A 16,597-nucleotide genomic window follows, 5' to 3' on the forward strand; every position below is an offset into this window, starting at 1 on the left:
ATCCGAGGATGCGCATCGACAGCCTCTTCGCGCGTGGGGAACCGCTTTTCTCGTTCGAGTTCTTCCCTCCGCGAGACGATGAGGGCGCCGATCGCCTGTTCGCCACCATCTCCGCGCTGCGCGAGCTCGAACCCGCTTTCGTCTCGGTGACCCACGGTGCCGGGGGCAGCGCACGCGACGATCGCACCGTCCGTTTCGTCAAAAGGATTCGTGAGGAGACCGGCCTGCTGCCGATGGCGCACCTCACCTGCCGGGATTCCACGGTCGACGACCTTCTCGACGAGATTCGCCAGTACCAGGCGGTCGGGATCGAGAACGTGCTGGCCATCCGCGGCGACCCACCGAACGGCGAGGGTGCGTTCGTCGCCCGCGCGGGTGGCCTCCGTTTCGGCAGCGAGCTGGTGCGACTGCTGCATGACAAGGCCGACCTCTGCGTCGTCGCGGCGTGCTCACCGGAGAAGCACGTCGAGTCGCACTCGCTGGAGCAGGACGTCGCCGCGGCGGTGCAGAAGGTGCAGGCGGGCGCCAGCCTCCTGATCACGCAGCTGTTCTTCGATAATCGTGTGTACTTCGACTTCCTGGCGCGGGCGCGCGCGGCGGGCGTGACCGTGCCCATCGTGCCGGGCATCATGCCGATCACCAACGTCGACCAGGTGTACCGGTTCACGGCCAAGATCGGGGCGTCGATCCCGGCGCCCTTGCGCGAGGCGCTGCAGACCCGCGTCGACGATGCCGCGGCGGTGCTCCAGCTCGGCGTGGCGTGGGCGACGCTGCAGTGCAGCGAGCTGTTGCGCGGTGGCGCGCCGGGGATCCACTTCATCACCCTCAACCGGTCGCCGGCGACTCGCGCCATCCTCACCGCGCTGCGGATCGCGCGCCCTTGGGAGACGCGGAGCTTCTAGCCGTGCCGTGTCGGCGGCGGCGGCAGGCTCAGGACCAGCGGGCTCGGCGTCGGACGCGGGGTGGGGGCCGGGGTTGCCGTCGGCGCCGGTGTCGGTGTGGCACCGGCGGCGGCGGGCGACGTCGACGGCGCCACGGCCACCCCGGGGTTGGAGGTGGGCAGCGCGCTGCCGGCGATGTCGTCGCGCAGGCTGGTGGGCAGACCTGGATGGCCTCCGATCGCCGGTGTCGCAGCGTTCTCGAGGTCGACGTAGCCGAAGGTGGGTCGGCTGAAGTCGAGCCGTCCCTTCAGGGCGGCAAGCACGGAGAGCTGGCCAGGGATGGCGGCCAGGGCGTCGTTGCTGTCGAGCGGGCCGAGGATCGCCTGCCAGCCGGTGCTCGACCACACAGAGAGCACGTTGCTGTTGCTCATCACGAAGACGCTGACCCTGCAGCCGAATACCGACGGCCACCGCTGGGACGCGCTGGCGAGGAGGCCGGCCAGCCCGCTCAGCAGCGGCTGCTGCCTGCCGGGACGGTAGTCGAGGAGGAGTGGAACGTCCTTGCGCGCCGCCGCGGTCGACTGGGTGAACGGCACGCTCGCGCCGTTGGCCGCGACGAAGGTGGTCTGCGTCCCGTGGCGGAGCAGCAGGTCGGGTTGCCATTCGGTGACGATGATCCGCACGGTGGACGGCAGCTGGGTTGTGACCGTCGCCGTGCGCACCCAGGGAAGCTTGGTGATCCGCGCGCGGATGGCGTCGCCGTCGACGGTGAAGAGGCTCGATTGCGGGACATGCGCGGCGGCGAGGACGGTGTCGCGGCTGAGCAGGTGGTCGCCGGTGACCTCGACGGTGTGCACAGTAAAGGTGGGTGCGGTGAGCAGAGCCGCCAGCAGGCCGACCTGCCCCAGCAGGAACGCTCCCGCGACGAACCGCCGCACCATCGGCCCGCGACGGCGTACGACCGCGGGCGGCCGGAGGCGCGGCCCGTGGTGCCGTCGCCGCGGCGACGGCTCCAGCGGCACTCCCGCGGGGATGTGGAAGCGCCGGCCCATGCGCGGCCCATCCACCAGGGCGGCCGCCATGGCGCGGAGCTGCGCACGGCGCGCGTCCGCCGCGTCAAGAGGAGTGCTCGCGGAGGGGCGCTCGATGAGGTTCTGGGGCATGGGTGGAAGACGTGAGCAGGGACGAATGCGCCCGGGGCGCCGGTCCGCACATTATGGGACCGAATCTGCGGTCACGACTGCTTTGCGCGACTGGGAAGACGGAGGTCAGGCGGCGCCCAGGTAGGTGTCCGGAAGGTCGTTGGCGAACAGCACCGCGTCTCCCGGACCGGCGATGCCGCCGATCACCTCGGTGGCCTGCACGAGCGACCGCACCAGGTGCACGTGGTCGTCGGGCATTCCGCCGGCGTGCAGCCCCTCACGGAGCGCTCGCGCCGGGCGCGCGTCCATGACGATGACGTGGTCGCATACCTGCGCGGCGTGCTCTCCGTAGCGGCGGTTCTCGGCGTCCTCCACCGAGCCCAGCTCGACCAGGCCAGGGGTGACCAGGATGCGCTGCCGGGCATCCATCTCGGCCAGCACCTCGAGCCCGTTGTGCACGCCGACGGGGTTGGCGTTGTAGCTGTCGTCAATGACCGTGATCGCGTTGCCCGTGGCCACCGGCTGGAGGCGGTGATCGACCGGCCGCAGCGATGCCACCGCGTCCAACGCGGGTTCGAGCGGCAGGCCGAGCCTGTGAACGGTGGCGAGAGCCGCGCTGACATTGAGCACCTGGTGGCGGCCGAGAAGCGGGACGGCGATGTCGTGCTCGAGGCCGGCGGCTGTCCAGCGCCACGTGAACCGCGAACCGGTCCCCGTGATCTGGACATTCGCGGCCACAACATCGACGTCTGCGGAACCGTCTTCGATCCCGTAGCGAATCACCTCGTGACCCGCCGCACGGGCGCGCGCGGCCAGGCCAGCCGTCTGCTGGTCGCCCGCGTAGACCACCGCGAAGCCGTCGGTGGGCAGCGCGTCGATGGTCTCGTAGAGCGCGTCGCCGATGCGCTCGATGGTGCCGAAGCGCTCGAGGTGCTGCGGCCCGACAGACGTCAGCAGGGCGTGCGTGGGATGCACCAGCGCGCAGATGGAGGCGATTTCACGGGGTCCGTACGCATCCATCTCCACAACGAACGTACGGTGACGGTCCTCGAGGTTCTGGTTGATCGTCTTGGAGACGCCCATCAGTGTGTTGAAGCTCTTCGGCGTCGCCAGGGTGGGTCCGTAGCGCTCGAGCATCTCCGCGAGGATGTGCTTGGTGGAGGTCTTGCCGTAGCTTCCGGCGACGGCGATCACCAGGGGATGGACGGCCTCGAGCCGGCGGCGGGCGTGGCGCAGGAAGCCGCGGCGAACCTGTGCCTCGACAGGCGCGTTGATGATGTTGGCCGTCGCCGGCAGGACCAGCGCCAGCGTGGTGACACCGATCCCGATGACGGCCGCGGCGGCACCCCCCAGCCAGGGCGGGGCCAGCTCTACAGCGATGCAGACCAGGGCACCGAGCAGCGCGGCAAGCAGCGCCGTGGTGGCCAGGAGCCGGCGCATCCGCGGCGTGAACACGAGCTCCTTCTTGGGGGGCAACCATCGCCACACCGCCTGCGCTGCGGCCACCCCCACGAGCCAGCTCGCGGCCAGAGCCAGGCGCAGTCCCGGTCGCGCGAGGTCGGCCACGCTGAACAGCGTCGCCACCGCCACCGGTGCAGCCGCGGCCAGCGCCGATGTGTGCAGCGACCACGCGCGCGTGCCGCCCCAGTCGAAGAGCCGTGGTGCCTCGTACTCCTCGATCTGGAACATGCGCGCGGCGACCAGCACCGCTCGCGCGAGCAGCGCCAGCCAGCCCGCGCCGGCGAGCGCGACGAGCGCTCCCTGGAGCCCGTCGGTCACCGCCCTTCCCCGCGCAGGAAGACGTCGACGATGCGGCAGAAGCGGTCCGGTTGCTCCGCGTACGCGAAATGGCCCGCCCCCTCGAACACCACCAGGCCCGCGTCGGGGATCAGCGCCTCCATGGTGCGCGCGTCGGGAAGCGGCGTCTCCCGGTCCTGGTCACCCCAGATGATCAGCGTGGATGCGGACAGCCGAGCCAGTTGCGGGCGCATGTCGGCATTGACCAGGCGCACCATGCTGGACCGCAGCGTGCCCGACGCGGTGCGGTAGTCCGCGCTGCCGCGTTGCGCTGCGCGGCGTTCCGCCTCCCTGCGCACGCCGGCGGGCAGCCAACCCCACCGCGAGGCGGCGCGCAGCAGCTTGAAGGTGCGCACGCGCAGCCAATCCCGCACCCCGTGGCGCGGCCGGATCCCGGCGCTGTTGGTGAGCACCAGCCTGTCGACGCGTTCGGGGTGTGCCGCAGCGAGCGCGATGGCGATCCGGCCGCCGTTGGAGTGGCCGACGACGTGGGCGCGCTCGATGCCGAGCCTGGCGAGGAGCGCGATGACCCACGCGGCGTACTCGTCGACGCCCCACGCCTGTGGCGGTGCCGGGGTGGCACCGAAGCCGGGGAGGTCGGGGATGACGACGCGATATCCCTGCAGCCGCACCGCGACCGGGTTCATCAGCTCCTTGGTCGCCCCCCAGCCGTGGAGAAGGAGCACAGCGGGTCCGGCGCCGGAGTCGAGGACCGCGGCGGCGGGCGCCTCGGCCGTGGCGGTCGTCACCGTGAGGTCTTGGAGCCGCCGCCGCCGAGCATCCAGGGCTCGAACACCACGGTGCTGGCGAGATGAGCGGCGTGCCGCCGGCGCGCGATGTCGATGAGCTCGTCGATGAGCGCGGGGAATGAGAGCCCTGCGGGCTCGAAGAGATAGAAGGAGAGCGATCCCGGGATCGGGTTCAGCTCATTGACCACGAACGACGAGTGTTCGGTGTCGACCATGAAGTCGATGCGCGCCACGCCCGAGGCACCGACCGCCGCGAAGGCGGCCAGCGCAGCCTCCGTGATCCGCGCTCCTAGCGCGTCGTCCAGAGGCGCCGGCACGATTCGCTGCGCGCTCTTCATCCCGGTCGACTTCGCTGCCCCCGACTTCGATCCGCCGGCGCGGTACTTGTCGTCGTAGCTGAGGAGGCCTCGCTTGGTTGGTTGTTCGAGGAGCGAGGGCCGGGCCACTGAGTGGTCGCCGATCACCGCGCAGTTGATCTCGATGATCCGCTCCTGCGCCGGCTCGACTAGGCAGCGCGTGTCGTAGGTGAGCGCGACCTCGACCGCCTCACGGAGTGCGGCGGCGTCGGACGCCCGAGAGACGCCGATGCTGGAGCCGAGGCTCACCGGTTTGACGTACAGGGGGTACGGCGCCAGGGCCTCGGCCGCGGCGACGCCGGCGGTGCTGTCCGCGTGCCAATCGTCCCTGCCGATGACCACGTCATCGAGGACGGGGAGCCCGGCGCCGCGGAGGACCGTCTTGGCCAGTCGCTTGTCCATGGCCACGGCCGACGCGGCCACGCCGCTGCCGGTGTAGGGGATCGACGCCATCTCGAGAAGGCCCTGGAGCGTGCCGTCCTCGCCGAAGCTGCCGTGCACCAGCGGCATCGCTACGTCGATGTCGAGCGGGTCGCCGGCGCCGCGCCCGAACAGGCCGCGCCGCGGCCCCTCCACCGGCAGCAGCGCAAGACCGTGTCGCGCCGGGTCAATGCCGGGCGTCACCGCCGTGCAGTCGGCGAGCAGCGCATCTGCGTTGGCGAACCTGCTCAGCTGGGTCAACGCCTCGCCGGTGAACCAGCGGCCATCCTTGGCGATGTACACGGGAAGCGCCCGATGCGCCTGCGACAGCGCCGCCATCGCCTGGTGCGCGGTGATCACCGACACCTCGTGCTCCACCGAGCGGCTGCCGAAGATGACTCCGATCGTGCTCATGGCGCGGTCTGCGCGGCGACGGCATCGGACGCCGGCTCCCCGAGCAGTACGATCTCGCGTTCCAGCACGACGTCAAACCGAGACGCGACCTCGTCGCGCGCGCAGTGGACGAGGGCGAGCACGTCGGCTGCGCTGGCGTGGTCGACGTTGAGGATGAAGTTGGCGTGCTTGGGCGAGATCCGGGCTCCGCCGTGGCTGCGACCAGCAAGCCCGGCCGCCTCGAGGAGCCGGCCGGCGAAGTCGCCGGGTGGGTTCTTGAACGTGCTGCCCAGGCTGCGCACGCCGTATGGCTGGGTGCGCTTGCGTTCCGACTGCACCGCGTGCGTGCGCGCACGCACCGTGGCGATGTCATCGGCGACGACAGTGAAGCGGCCGTGCAGCACGACGTGGCCGGAGAGGTCGTGCTTGAAGCGCGAGTCGCGGTAGCCGAATGCACAGTCGGCGCCAGCGATCCAGCGCGTGGTGCCGTCGGGTGCGACCACCTCGCATTCGACGAGGCTGCCCTCGACGTCGCCGCCGAACGCGCCCGCGTTCCCCCAGATAGACGCGCCGCAGCTGCCGGGAACGCCGATGCCCCACTCCATCCCCGTCCACCCGGCGGCCGCCAGGTCGAGTGCGGCGCGCGGCAGCATGGTCCCCGCTGCGAACGTCGCCACGCCGTCCGCGACGGCGAGGTCCTTGGTCATCAGCCGCAGCGCCAGGCCACGAACGCCACCGTCGAGGACGAGCGCGTTGCTTCCCGCGCCCAGGATGGTGAGCGGCACGCCGCTCTCCGTGCAGCGTGCCACCAGCTCGGCGACGACCGCCAGCTCATCGAGACGCAGGAACATGTCCGCCGGCCCGCCAATGCCGAACTGGCTGTGGCGCGCCAGCGGCTCGTCGCGGCGCAACCCGGGCCAGCGCTGGAGCCAGTCAGTGGACATGAGCGACCTCCAGCGCGGCCACCAGTCGCTGGGCGATCTTGTCGAAACCGCCCAGCGAGAGGACGAGCAGCACGTCACCGGAGCGGGCGAGGCGCGTGATCAGCTCGACGGCCTCCGCCGACGACGCGACCACGTGCACGGGCCTGCCGTCGCCGGCCTTGGCGGCGACGTCGTGGCTGCTCACGGTGGCAGCCATGCCGCGCTCACGGGCCTCCTCGATGGGCCCGAGGACGACGACGTCGGCACCCGTGAAGCTGCGCGCGTAGTCGTCGAGAAGCGTGTACGTGCGCGAGTAGGTGTGCGGCGTGTGGATCGCGACGATGCGCCGCCCCGGGTAGCGCTGACGCGCCGCTGCAATCGTCACCTCGACCTCGGTCGGATGGTGCGCGTAGTCGTCGACCACCGTGATCCCGCCCACCGCGCCGAGCACCTCGAAACGGCGCGCCGGGCCGCGAAACCCGGCGCATGCGTCGATGCATCGCTGCAGCGGGGCGCCTCCCGCGACAGCCAGAAGCAGCGCGGCCGTGGCGTTGAGCGCGCTATGCGTGCCCGGAAAGGTGAGTGCTGTGGCGTGCACCTCGTCGCCATGGATGATCGTGAAGTGCTGGATGTTGCCGGCGTCGCCGCCGAGCTCCACACGCCAGTCGGCTGTCTCCGCGCGCCCATACGTGGTCACCCGGCAGGACGCGTGCCGCGCCAGGGCAACGCATTCCGGGTCGTCGGCGCACAACACCAGCAGGCCGCCCTCAGGCATGGTCTGCGCCAGCTCGACGAATGGCGCCCGGTACGCGTCCAGGGTCGGGTAGATGTCGGGATGGTCGAGCTCGAGCCGCGTGACGCATGCCGCCTGCGGGTGGATGTGGAGGAACTTTGGGCGCCGGTCCCAGGGGGCGGTGCTGTACTCGTCGCCCTCGAACACGAACGGCCCGCTGCCGAGCCGCGCGGTTCCGCCGAGGTCAAGCGAGGTCGAGCCCAGCCTGAACCCCGGGTCCATCCCGCAGGCGTCGAGCATGTGGGCGAGCAGGGAGGACGTGGTTGTCTTGCCGTGCGTCCCGCACACGGCGATGCGCACCCGGTCAGAGGTAAGGCGGAGGTAGAACTCGATCTCACTGAGGGTGGCCAAGCCGCGCTCGCGCGCCGCCAGCCACTCCGGGTTACTCGCACGGGTCTGGTTGCCGACCACCACCAGGTCGGGGACGCCCCACCGTTCCAGATTGGCGGGGTCGCTGCCGTCCACCCAGTCGACGCCGGCGGCGGTGAGGCTGTCAGTGGTCGGCGGGTACGCCTGGTCGTCCGACCCCGAGACGCGCCAGCCCTGCTCGCGCGCCAGCAGCGCCGCGCCGCTCACCGCGTACCCGCAGATCCCCAGGAAGTGCACGTGTTCGGTCACCGTGGGATTCTCGCCGGAGGGGCCGTCAGCCGGCGCATCAGCTCGAGCACCCGCGGGGCCGCGTCGCGCCGACCGAGCTGGGCGCTGTGCACCGCCATGTGCCGCCAGGCATCCGGGTCGTCGACCAGCGCCTCCACCTCGGCGGCCGCGCGCTGCGGATCGCACTCGTCATCCGGGATGACCCGCGCCGCGCCCGCCTGGACGAAAGGCGCCGCGTTGAAACGCTGGTGGTCTCCGGCGTGTGGGTAGGGCACCAGGATCATCGGCCGACCCAGGGCGGAGCATTCGGCGACCGACGAACCTCCCGCCCTCATCAGCACCAGGTCGGACCACATGATGGCGGCGCCGACGTCCTGGATGAATGGCGCCCTCGTCCAGCGCCGGCGCAGCTCGGCGGGCAGACCAGCCGCCACCGCCTCAATCTCGTCGGCGTCCAGCGCACCGGTCTGATGGGTGACCTGCAGCGTCGGGTGCCGGGCCAGCAGGCGCTCGACGCAGCCGGCGACCGCGCGGTTGATGCGCCGCGCCCCCTGCGAGCCGCCCATCACCAGCAGCCGTTCGCAGGTCTCGCCGAGCTCGCGCAGCGGGGTGGCGAGCACCTCGGCCCTGATCGGATTGCCGGTGTGCACGACGCGCGCGTGCGGGAGTGAGACCGCAGTCTCCGCGAAGGCAGCCGCCACGAGCGTGCCGCGGCGTGCCAGCAGGCGCGTGGCCCGGCCGGGGATCGCGTTCTGCTCGAGCAGCGCGACGGGGATGCGCAGCGAGCGAGCCGCCAGCACGACGGGCACGCTGACGTAGCCCGCTCCGCCGATGACCACGTCGGCGCGGAAGTCGCGGATGATCCGTCGCGCCGCACGCACCGCCGCGGGAAGCAGCGCGGCGAAGCGGGCGACGCTGACGGCGTTGCCAACGTCCAGGCCGGAGATGCGCAGGGTCTCGAGCCGGAACCCGGCGGCGGTCACCAGGTCCTCGGCGACGCCGCCATGACGTCCGACGATGAGCACCTCGCCGGTCGGATCAGCGCGGCGCAGCTCCTGGGCCATCGCCAGGACCGGCGTCAGGTGGCCACCCGTCCCGCCGCCGGCGATCAACGTGCGCACGAACGGTCACCCCCTGTCTGCGGCCCTGCGCCGAGACGTTGCAGAGGATGCCGACACCCGCCAGCGTCATCGCCAGCGAGGTACCCCCGTAGCTGATGAAGGGCAGCGGGATGCCCGTGGTCGGGATCACACCGGTGACGGCTCCGATGTTGACGAACGCCTCGATGCCGATCCACGCAGTGATGCCTCCGGCGAGAAGTGCCCCATAAGCGTCGGGCGCGCGCAGCGAGGCCCGCACTCCTCGCCACAGCAGGAGTGTGAACGCCAGGATCACCGAGACGGTTCCAAGCAGCCCGAGCTCCTCGCCGATGATCGCGAAGATGAAGTCCGTGTGCGCCTCGGGAAGCCACTGGTATTTCTGCACCGAATTGCCCAGGCCCACGCCCCCCAGGCCGCCGCTGCCCAGCGCGTAGAGAGCCTGGCAGGCCTGGAAGCCGGTGTTCAAAGCGTCGTCGCAGGGATGCGTGAAGGTGCTGAGCCGGCTCGACCGGTAGGCGACCAGCATGATCAGGAGGTACCCGCCCACCAGAACCACGCCGAGCAGCACCAGCATGTGTCGCTTGCGAACGCCGGCGAGAGCGAGAAGCACGAGCGCGGTTCCGGCGATGATGATGCTGCTGCCCAGGTCGCGCTCCAGCAGCACCAGCGCGAGCAGCACGCCGACCAGTAACCCGTAGTCGCGCACGCCACGGACGCTGCGCACCGCCGGCGCGCGGTCGACCAGCCACTTCGAGAAAAACAGCACCGAGACGAGGATGGCGATCGCCGAGGGCTGCACCGAGAGCGGACCCACCGTGAACCAGCGTCTCGCCCCGTTGGCCGCGGTCCCGAAATGCGGCAGCAGGACGAGGATGAGCATCGCCACCAGGCAGAGCGCGAGCACCGGGGCCAGGCGGCGGAGGCGGTGGTAGTCCATGCGCGCGAGGATCACCAGGGCGGCGACACCGAGCCCCATGCCCACCAGCTGCCGCTCGAAGAAGTAGTTGGCGTTCTCGAACCAGAGGAAGCCGAGGGCCTCGCTGGCGCTGTAGACCATGACCAGCCCGAACGCGCAGAGCGCCGCGATGTCGGTGAGCAGCCATCCGTCGACGCCGCCGAGGCTCAGGGTGCGGCCGCCGGTCAGCGTCTCGCGCAGGCGCAGTGCCGGGACGGCGAGCGGGCGGCTGCGTGCAGCCATCAGCGCGCCCTGCCGGCGGCAATGGCGCGGACCGTTTCGGCGAAGGCGCTGCCGCGTTCGTCGAAGTTGCGGAACTGGTCGAAGCTCGAGTAGCCGGGCGCGAGGAGGACCACGTCACCGGGACGCGCCATCTGCGCGGCCAGGGCAACAGCGGAGTGCTGGTCGGCGACGACCGCGCGCTCACCGTAGCCGCGTTGCGCCAGCGCAGCGTCGAGCTCGGCTGCGGTGTCACCGTTGAGAATCGCGAAGCGCGCGGCGTGGGCCACCGCGTCGGCGAGCTCGTCGGGTGCTACGCCCTTGGTGTGACCGCCACCGATCCAGATGATCGGGCGGTCGAACGACTGCAGCGCGCGGGTGGCGGCGTCGACGTTGGTCGCCTTGCTGTCGTTGATCCAGAGCACACCGCCCGAGTCGAGCACCACCTGCAGGCGGTGCGGCACCGCCGTGAACTCGCGCACAGCGGCGGCGATGTCCGACTTGGCCACCCCGGCCGCCTGCCCGACGGCGGTGGCGGCGAGGACGTTGAGCACGTTGTGGGCGCCGAACAGCGGGATGTCGGCAACCGGGATCACCGGCTCCGTCGCACCTGCCTCCACGATGGTGACGGTGTCACCGTCGACGGTGGCCCCGTCGACGCCCTCCAACGCCGAGCCGAAGAAGCGCACCGGTGCGCTGCTGGCCGCGGCCATGGCGCGGGTCACCGGGTCGTCCCAGCCGAGCACCGTGCACGACACCGCGTGCTCGACGATGCGCTGCTTGGCGGCGATGTACGCCGCCAGGGTGCTATGGCGATCGAGGTGATCAGGGCTGATGTTGAGAACCGCGGCGATCTCACAGCGCGGCTGGTCCACCGATTCCAGCTGGAAGGAGGAGAGCTCGAGCACCACCCAGTCGCCGCTGCCGACGTCGTCGAGCCGGTCGAGGATGGTGTCGCCGATGTTGCCGCCGAGGTGGACGCGGCGCCCGTCGCGAGCGATCACCGCCGCGCACAGGCTGGTGGTGGTGGTCTTGCCGTTGGTGCCGGTGATGCCGACGATCCGGCCGCGGCACCGTTCGAACACCAGTGACATCTCGCTGCGCACCGGGATGCCGAGCGTGCGCGCGAGGTCGAGCTCAGGCGCCGTCCACGGCACCCCCGGGGAGGGGCAGACGATCGCGGCACCACGAACCACGTCCGGGTCGTAGCCGCCGAGCTGGGCCTGGACGGTGCCCGGCAGCGCAGCGGCGACCTCGCGCAGGAGCGCGTCGTCGCGACCATCCACCACCAGCACCTCGTAGCCATCGCCGGCGAGAACGCGTGCGCAGGCGAGCCCGCTGCGGCCGAGGCCGATCACCACGGCGCGCTCGGTCACGCCACCGCGCCGCGCGAGCGCGCGTACAGCACCGTGAGCAGCGTGCCGGCGGCCGCCGCCGCGACGAAGCAGGCGACCAGGCGTCGCTCGCGGAGTCCAAGCTCTTCGAAGTGGTGATGCAGCGGGCTGGCGCGCAGCAGCCTGCGGTGGAAGCGGCGGATGACGGTCACATTGATGATGACGCTCAAGGTCTCGGCGACGAAGACGATCCCCATGAGCGGCAGAAACCAGAGAAGGTGCAGCTCGGCGGCGGCCGCCACCAGCGCACAGCCGAGCGCCAGCGAGCCCGTGTCGCCCATGAAGATGCGCGCCGGGAACCAGTTGAAGACGAGGAAGGCCGCCAGGGCCCCCACCAGCGCGGCGCTGACGATGACGACAGGGAGCGCGTGCTGGTGGAGAGCGACAGCCAGGAGGCCGGCGAACACCACCAGCGAACAGCCCGCCGCGAGTCCGTCGACCCCGTCGGTGAGGTTGACCGCGTTGCTCACCGCGATCACCGCCAGGATGCTCACCAGGATGATCCCGGCGCCGTGCAGGTCGGGCGCCCCGAGACCGGGGAACAGCTGGCGCGTGGCCCCGACGATGTCGAGCCCGATGCCGACGAGCAGCCCGACGAATGCCTGGAAGCCGATCTTCTGGTATGCACCGAGCCCGAACACACCCCGTCCACGCACATTGTCACGGTCGTCGAGGACGCCGACCAGCGCACCTGCGCACAGCGCGAACACCACCACGAAACCAATGCGGGTGCGATCGAAGACCAGACATGCAGCCAGCGTGATCGCGCAGAAGAGCAGCCCTCCCATGGTCGGCGTGCCCATCTTGATCATGTGTGACTGCGGGCTGTAGGACTGCACGCGCTGTCCGGCTCCACGTCTGGCCAGCTGCGTGGTGAGCCACGGGTACCCTGCGACCCCTGCGACAAATGCCAGCAGTCCGACGAGGGCGGCGTGCTTCACGGGGTGATGCGCCACTGGTCGATGGCGACCTGTGCGACCTGCTTCCAGACCGGCGCGGCGAGGGTGGCGCCGAAGCGCACGACGCCGGTCTCGTGCGGGTAGTTGAGCACCACCAGCATGGTGAAGCGCGGGTTCTTGGCGGGGAGGAAACCGCCGAAGGACACAACCACGTCGTTGCCGTACTGTCCGTGCGTCGCGACGCTCGCCGTTCCGGTCTTGCCGGCCACCTGCCTCTTGAACGCGGGGATGCGCGCCAGCGAACCCTCTCCGCCACGGTCCTCGACGACCCCGGTCATCATCTGAGCGAGCGTCGCCGCCGCCTGGGGCGAGATGATCCGCCGCGTCGTCGGCACCACCGACGCCGTCGTGCCGGTTGTCCTGTCGATCACCGATTGCACCGCGTGCGGCTGCACCCAGACGCCGCCGTTGGCGACCGCGTTGAAGGCGGCTAGGACCTCGATCGGGGTCACCTGCACGCGCTGCCCGAAGGCAGCCTCGGCCAGGTCCAGGGCGCTCAACTTGTTCTGCGGCGGCAGGGGCACGTTCTGCTCGCCGAAGAGGTCGACCCCGGTGGGCGCGCCCATGCCGAAGGCCAGCAGGTTGCTGTAGAAGTTGTTGGCCCCCATCAGCTGGCCGACTTTGATGGCGCCGTTGTTGAGCGACTCGTCGAGCACCGTCTGCATGGAGATGGTGCCGTGGGCGCGGCCGTCCCAGTCGCGGATGGTGTATCCGTCGATGGTGGTGGGTGCCTCATTGAACGTGTAGCCGGGCGTGATCGCGCCGGAGTTCAAGCCTCCCGCGAAGGTGACCACCTTCTCCACCGATCCCGGCTCATAGACATTGGCCACCGCGAGGTCGCGGAAGCTGGCGATCTGCGAGGTCCAGTACGAGTTGGCGTCGTACGTCGGCGCCTGTGCCCAGGCGCGGATGACGCCGGTCTTGGTGTCCATCATGATCAGGGTGCCGGACGCCGCCTGCGCCGTGGCCACGCCCTGCGCGATCGCCTGCTCGGCCCAGTACTGCACCTCGGAGTCCAGCCCGAGCTGGAGGTCCTGGCCGTTGTGCGCCTCGGACTGCGGGTCATTGCTCAGCGTGATCGAGTTGCCGGCGACGTCACGGACGGTCGACTGGTGGCCGTCGGTGCCGTGCAGCACGGTGTTGTAGTACGACTCGATGCCGTACTGGCCGGTGCCGCTGTGATCGACGTAGCCGAGAAGGTTGGCGGCGAATGACGTCCCCGTCACCGGCGAGGGTTCGTAGACGCGCTGCTGGGCCGGCACCACCACGACACCGGCAAGGTTGAGCGCGTTGAGCCGGTCGCTGATGTCCTGTGACACGGCCTTGGCCAGGTACACGAAGCGGGTCGGCTCCGAGATGAGCGAGGCGACTGCCGTGGCGTCCATGGAGAGAACGGGGCCGAGCTGGCGGGCCGCGTCTTCCCGGGTAGAGGCAGCGATCAGCCCGGGATCGGCGTAGACGTCGTACACCGTGCGGTTGCTCACGAGGACCCGCCCGCTGCTGTCGAGGATCCGGCCGCGAGTGGCTGCTATGGTCACCGACTTCTGGTGCAGCGCCGCCGCCCGCGCGGCCAGGGTGGTGTGCTGCAACATCTGGACGTCGAACAGGCGCGCGCACAGCGTGATCGCCATCGCCGCAAAGGCCAGGGCCAGCCAGACGCCGCGATGCCGGAAGTCAGGCGAATCGGCGACGAACCAGCCGCGCACCCGCGGCGGTGTCGCGGGCGCGCGGCGCCGGCTCACGGCGACCCGCCACGCGTGCCGTGAACACCGAACGCGGCGCCCACGCCGGCAACGAACTGCTGGAGTGGGTCCGCCGAGCCCGCCTGCGTGGCCACCACCGGCGCGGGAAGGTCGACGACCGTCTTGAGCTGCGCGTCCACGTACGACCAGTGCCCCGCGGGGCGCATGCCCAGCTTCTGCGCGGCGGCCACGATTCGTTCGGCACTCTCCAGCCGCGCGAGGTCATCGCCGAGCTGCCCCGCCTGGGCGCGCAGCTGCTGGTTCTGCTGGGCTTGGGCCGCGGCCTGGTAGGTCGCCTGCGTCGAATGGGCGCTCTGGCTGACGTACGCCACACCCACCCCGGCCAGCGCCGCGATCAGCGGCAGCAGGGGCAGCGGCGTGCGCGGACCACCGCGGCGCAGACGGGTCCGGCGCGTCGGCGCCTCGTCGAGCGGCACGCCGGCGAGGTCGTCAGCCGGAAGTTGATGACGTGAGGTTCTGGGCACAGCCCGGGTCTCCGTGTGGGCAGGGACGTAGAGGTGAAACGGGAACGGGCGATGGCGGTGTCGGTGTTGGGTGATGTGCCCTAGCGCACGTCGTCGAGCTTCTCGGCGACACGGAGCCGGGCGGAGCGAGCTCGCGGGTTGCTCGCGAGCTCAGCCGCGTCGGCCTTGATCGCCTTGCGACTGAGGAGGAGAAGAGAGGCCCGGTGAGCGCAGGTGCAGTGGGTCTGTTGGGGCGGACATAGACAGTTCTGTGCTGAGACGTGGAGTGCGTTCTTGACAATGGTGTCCTCGAGGGAGTGGAAGGAGACAACCCCAAGACGCCCACCGGGCCGGAGGATTCGTATTGCTGCCTGCAGTCCCAGGGTCAGGCTGGCCAGCTCGTGGTTCACCTCGATGCGCAGCGCTTGAAAGGTGCGCGTCGCCGGGTGGATCCGCTTCGGCCAGAAGCGCCGCGGAATGGTCCGCTCGACGATCTCACGGAGCTGCGCTGTGGTGGTGATCGGTTCCTCGGAGCGTCTGCGAACGATGGCGGCGGCGATGGACGGTGCGAAGCGCTCCTCGCCGTACGTTCGGATCAACGCCGTCAGGTCCGCCTGGGACCATTGCTGCACGAGGTCGCTCGCCGGCACATCGCTGTTGCCGTCCATGCGCATGTCGAGCGGACCGTCGAAGCGGAAGCTGAATCCGCGCGCCGGGTCGTCAAGCTGCAAAGAGGAGATGCCGAGGTCGAGCACCACGCCGTCGACGGCAGTGACGTTGTGCGCCGCGGCGATCGACGCCATGTCGGCGAAGTCACCGTGTTCGACGATCACCGTCCCCGCGTCGGCTCTAAAGCGCCGCCGTGCGGACGCCACCGCCGCGGGATCGCGGTCGATGGCAAGGATGCGCCCGCCGGGACGAAGGCGTTCGAGGAACGCGGCGACGTAGCCGCCGGCACCGAGGGTGCCGTCGATGTACGTCAGCCCCGGCCGGGGCTGCAGGCTCTCTATTAGCGGGTGTAGAAGGACCGGCCGGTGACCCGTCGCCTCAGGCGCCGGGGCACCAGGCGTGGCGATGCTGTCGTCGTCCATGCCGGCCACGATCGACATGGAAGCCCTTTTGCGTTGCTCTTGTGGTTGGAACCGGTCTGCTCACGCCGGCTCGCCCGCACCGGCCGAACCGGGACGGCTGAGACGGTCGCCGAGCTCGGTGAACGACTCCGGGTCGAGGCTGCCGGTCTCGCCGTCCCAGACGGCTTCGCCGACCACCTCCACGACATTGGAGACTCCCACGAAGACCGCTCGGTCCGCGATCCGCGCGAAGCTGCGGTGCTCGGGGGTGAGCAGGATCCGTCCCTGGGCGTCAACCTCGACCTCGCGCGCCCCCGCGTAGAGGTGACGCATGTAGAGGCGCTGCTCCCTGGAGCTGTCGGCGGTGAGGCGGAAGTGGCGCTCGTAGTCCTGCCATTCCGCCGACGGGCGGATCACGAGTCGGTTCTCCGCGCCGGGAGCGATGACCGCGCCACCGAGGTCACGACGAAATTGGGCCGGGAGTGCGACGCGACCTTTGGAGTCGACGGCATGGCGGAACGTCCCGTAGAACACGGATCAGCTCCGGCCGTCGACTCGCTGCGCTGGTCTGCGCACATTCTTTGCCCCACTATTCACCACTGTGCCCCACTGACTGGCCGAACCGTAGCAGTCTCAACTCCGC

At 70.5% G+C, this 16,597-nt stretch carries 15 protein-coding genes; 1 reads left to right on the forward strand and 14 read right to left on the reverse strand.

Annotated features, from left to right (window positions below; translation table 11 throughout):
- The first annotated feature begins 8 nt into the window (after positions 1 to 8).
- A complete protein-coding gene (metF, locus tag JF886_RS15415; RefSeq protein WP_337314033.1) occupies positions 9 to 902 on the forward strand; it encodes a methylenetetrahydrofolate reductase [NAD(P)H] in 894 nt (297 codons plus the stop codon).
- Here metF and JF886_RS15420 read toward each other — a convergent pair.
- The 14 genes from JF886_RS15420 to JF886_RS15485 all read right to left on the reverse strand — a co-directional run bounded on the left by JF886_RS15420 (position 899) and on the right by JF886_RS15485 (position 16,488).
- Positions 899 to 2,044, reverse strand: coding sequence for a cell division protein FtsQ/DivIB (locus JF886_RS15420; protein WP_337314035.1), 1,146 nt, complete (start codon positions 2,042 to 2,044; stop codon positions 899 to 901). The two genes, metF and JF886_RS15420, sit on opposite strands and share 4 nt — an antisense overlap.
- 105 nt (positions 2,045 to 2,149) lie before the next feature.
- Positions 2,150 to 3,802: a Mur ligase family protein gene (locus tag JF886_RS15425; RefSeq protein ID WP_337314037.1), complete on the reverse strand. Its 1,653-nt coding sequence runs from the start codon at positions 3,800 to 3,802 to the stop codon at positions 2,150 to 2,152.
- Positions 3,799 to 4,569 (reverse strand): alpha/beta fold hydrolase, encoded by a 771-nt coding sequence (locus JF886_RS15430; RefSeq protein ID WP_337314039.1) that lies wholly within the window; start codon positions 4,567 to 4,569, stop codon positions 3,799 to 3,801. Before JF886_RS15430 ends, JF886_RS15425 begins: the two co-directional genes overlap by 4 nt.
- Positions 4,566 to 5,759: a D-alanine--D-alanine ligase gene (locus JF886_RS15435; protein ID WP_337314041.1), complete on the reverse strand. Its 1,194-nt coding sequence runs from the start codon at positions 5,757 to 5,759 to the stop codon at positions 4,566 to 4,568. Before JF886_RS15435 ends, JF886_RS15430 begins: the two co-directional genes overlap by 4 nt.
- The gene (gene murB, locus JF886_RS15440; protein ID WP_337314043.1) at positions 5,756 to 6,682 is read right to left on the reverse strand and encodes a UDP-N-acetylmuramate dehydrogenase; all 927 of its coding nucleotides are present in this window, start codon (positions 6,680 to 6,682) and stop codon (positions 5,756 to 5,758) included. Before murB ends, JF886_RS15435 begins: the two co-directional genes overlap by 4 nt.
- Positions 6,672 to 8,072, reverse strand: a complete 1,401-nt coding sequence (gene murC / locus JF886_RS15445; protein ID WP_337314045.1) for a UDP-N-acetylmuramate--L-alanine ligase — start codon at positions 8,070 to 8,072, stop codon at positions 6,672 to 6,674. The genes murB and murC overlap by 11 nt, the downstream gene beginning before the upstream one ends.
- The gene (gene murG, locus JF886_RS15450; RefSeq protein ID WP_337314047.1) at positions 8,069 to 9,172 is read right to left on the reverse strand and encodes an undecaprenyldiphospho-muramoylpentapeptide beta-N-acetylglucosaminyltransferase; all 1,104 of its coding nucleotides are present in this window, start codon (positions 9,170 to 9,172) and stop codon (positions 8,069 to 8,071) included. Before murG ends, murC begins: the two co-directional genes overlap by 4 nt.
- Positions 9,090 to 10,349, reverse strand: coding sequence for a putative lipid II flippase FtsW (gene ftsW, locus JF886_RS15455; protein WP_337314049.1), 1,260 nt, complete (start codon positions 10,347 to 10,349; stop codon positions 9,090 to 9,092). Before ftsW ends, murG begins: the two co-directional genes overlap by 83 nt.
- On the reverse strand, positions 10,349 to 11,701 hold the full coding sequence (murD, locus tag JF886_RS15460; protein ID WP_337314051.1) for a UDP-N-acetylmuramoyl-L-alanine--D-glutamate ligase: 1,353 nt from the start codon (positions 11,699 to 11,701) through the stop codon (positions 10,349 to 10,351). The genes ftsW and murD overlap by 1 nt, the downstream gene beginning before the upstream one ends.
- On the reverse strand, positions 11,698 to 12,660 hold the full coding sequence (gene mraY / locus JF886_RS15465) for a phospho-N-acetylmuramoyl-pentapeptide-transferase (protein ID WP_337314053.1): 963 nt from the start codon (positions 12,658 to 12,660) through the stop codon (positions 11,698 to 11,700). Before mraY ends, murD begins: the two co-directional genes overlap by 4 nt.
- Positions 12,657 to 14,420 (reverse strand): peptidoglycan D,D-transpeptidase FtsI family protein, encoded by a 1,764-nt coding sequence (locus JF886_RS15470; protein ID WP_337314055.1) that lies wholly within the window; start codon positions 14,418 to 14,420, stop codon positions 12,657 to 12,659. The genes mraY and JF886_RS15470 overlap by 4 nt, the downstream gene beginning before the upstream one ends.
- Complete coding sequence (locus JF886_RS15475) at positions 14,417 to 14,905, reverse strand: hypothetical protein (protein ID WP_337314057.1); 489 nt, start codon at positions 14,903 to 14,905, stop codon at positions 14,417 to 14,419. The genes JF886_RS15470 and JF886_RS15475 overlap by 4 nt, the downstream gene beginning before the upstream one ends.
- Before the next feature lie 80 nt (positions 14,906 to 14,985).
- Entirely contained in the window at positions 14,986 to 15,993 is a 1,008-nt protein-coding gene (gene rsmH, locus JF886_RS15480; protein ID WP_337314059.1) for a 16S rRNA (cytosine(1402)-N(4))-methyltransferase RsmH, read from the reverse strand.
- A gap of 42 nt (positions 15,994 to 16,035) precedes the next feature.
- Positions 16,036 to 16,488 carry a division/cell wall cluster transcriptional repressor MraZ gene (locus JF886_RS15485; protein ID WP_337314061.1) on the reverse strand — a complete coding sequence of 151 codons (453 nt, stop codon included), beginning with the start codon at positions 16,486 to 16,488 and terminating at the stop codon, positions 16,036 to 16,038.
- Positions 16,489 to 16,597 lie beyond the last annotated feature (109 nt).

The organism is Candidatus Aeolococcus gillhamiae, from assembly GCF_016464765.1.
GTDB lineage: Bacteria > Chloroflexota > Dormibacteria > Aeolococcales > Aeolococcaceae > Aeolococcus > Aeolococcus gillhamiae.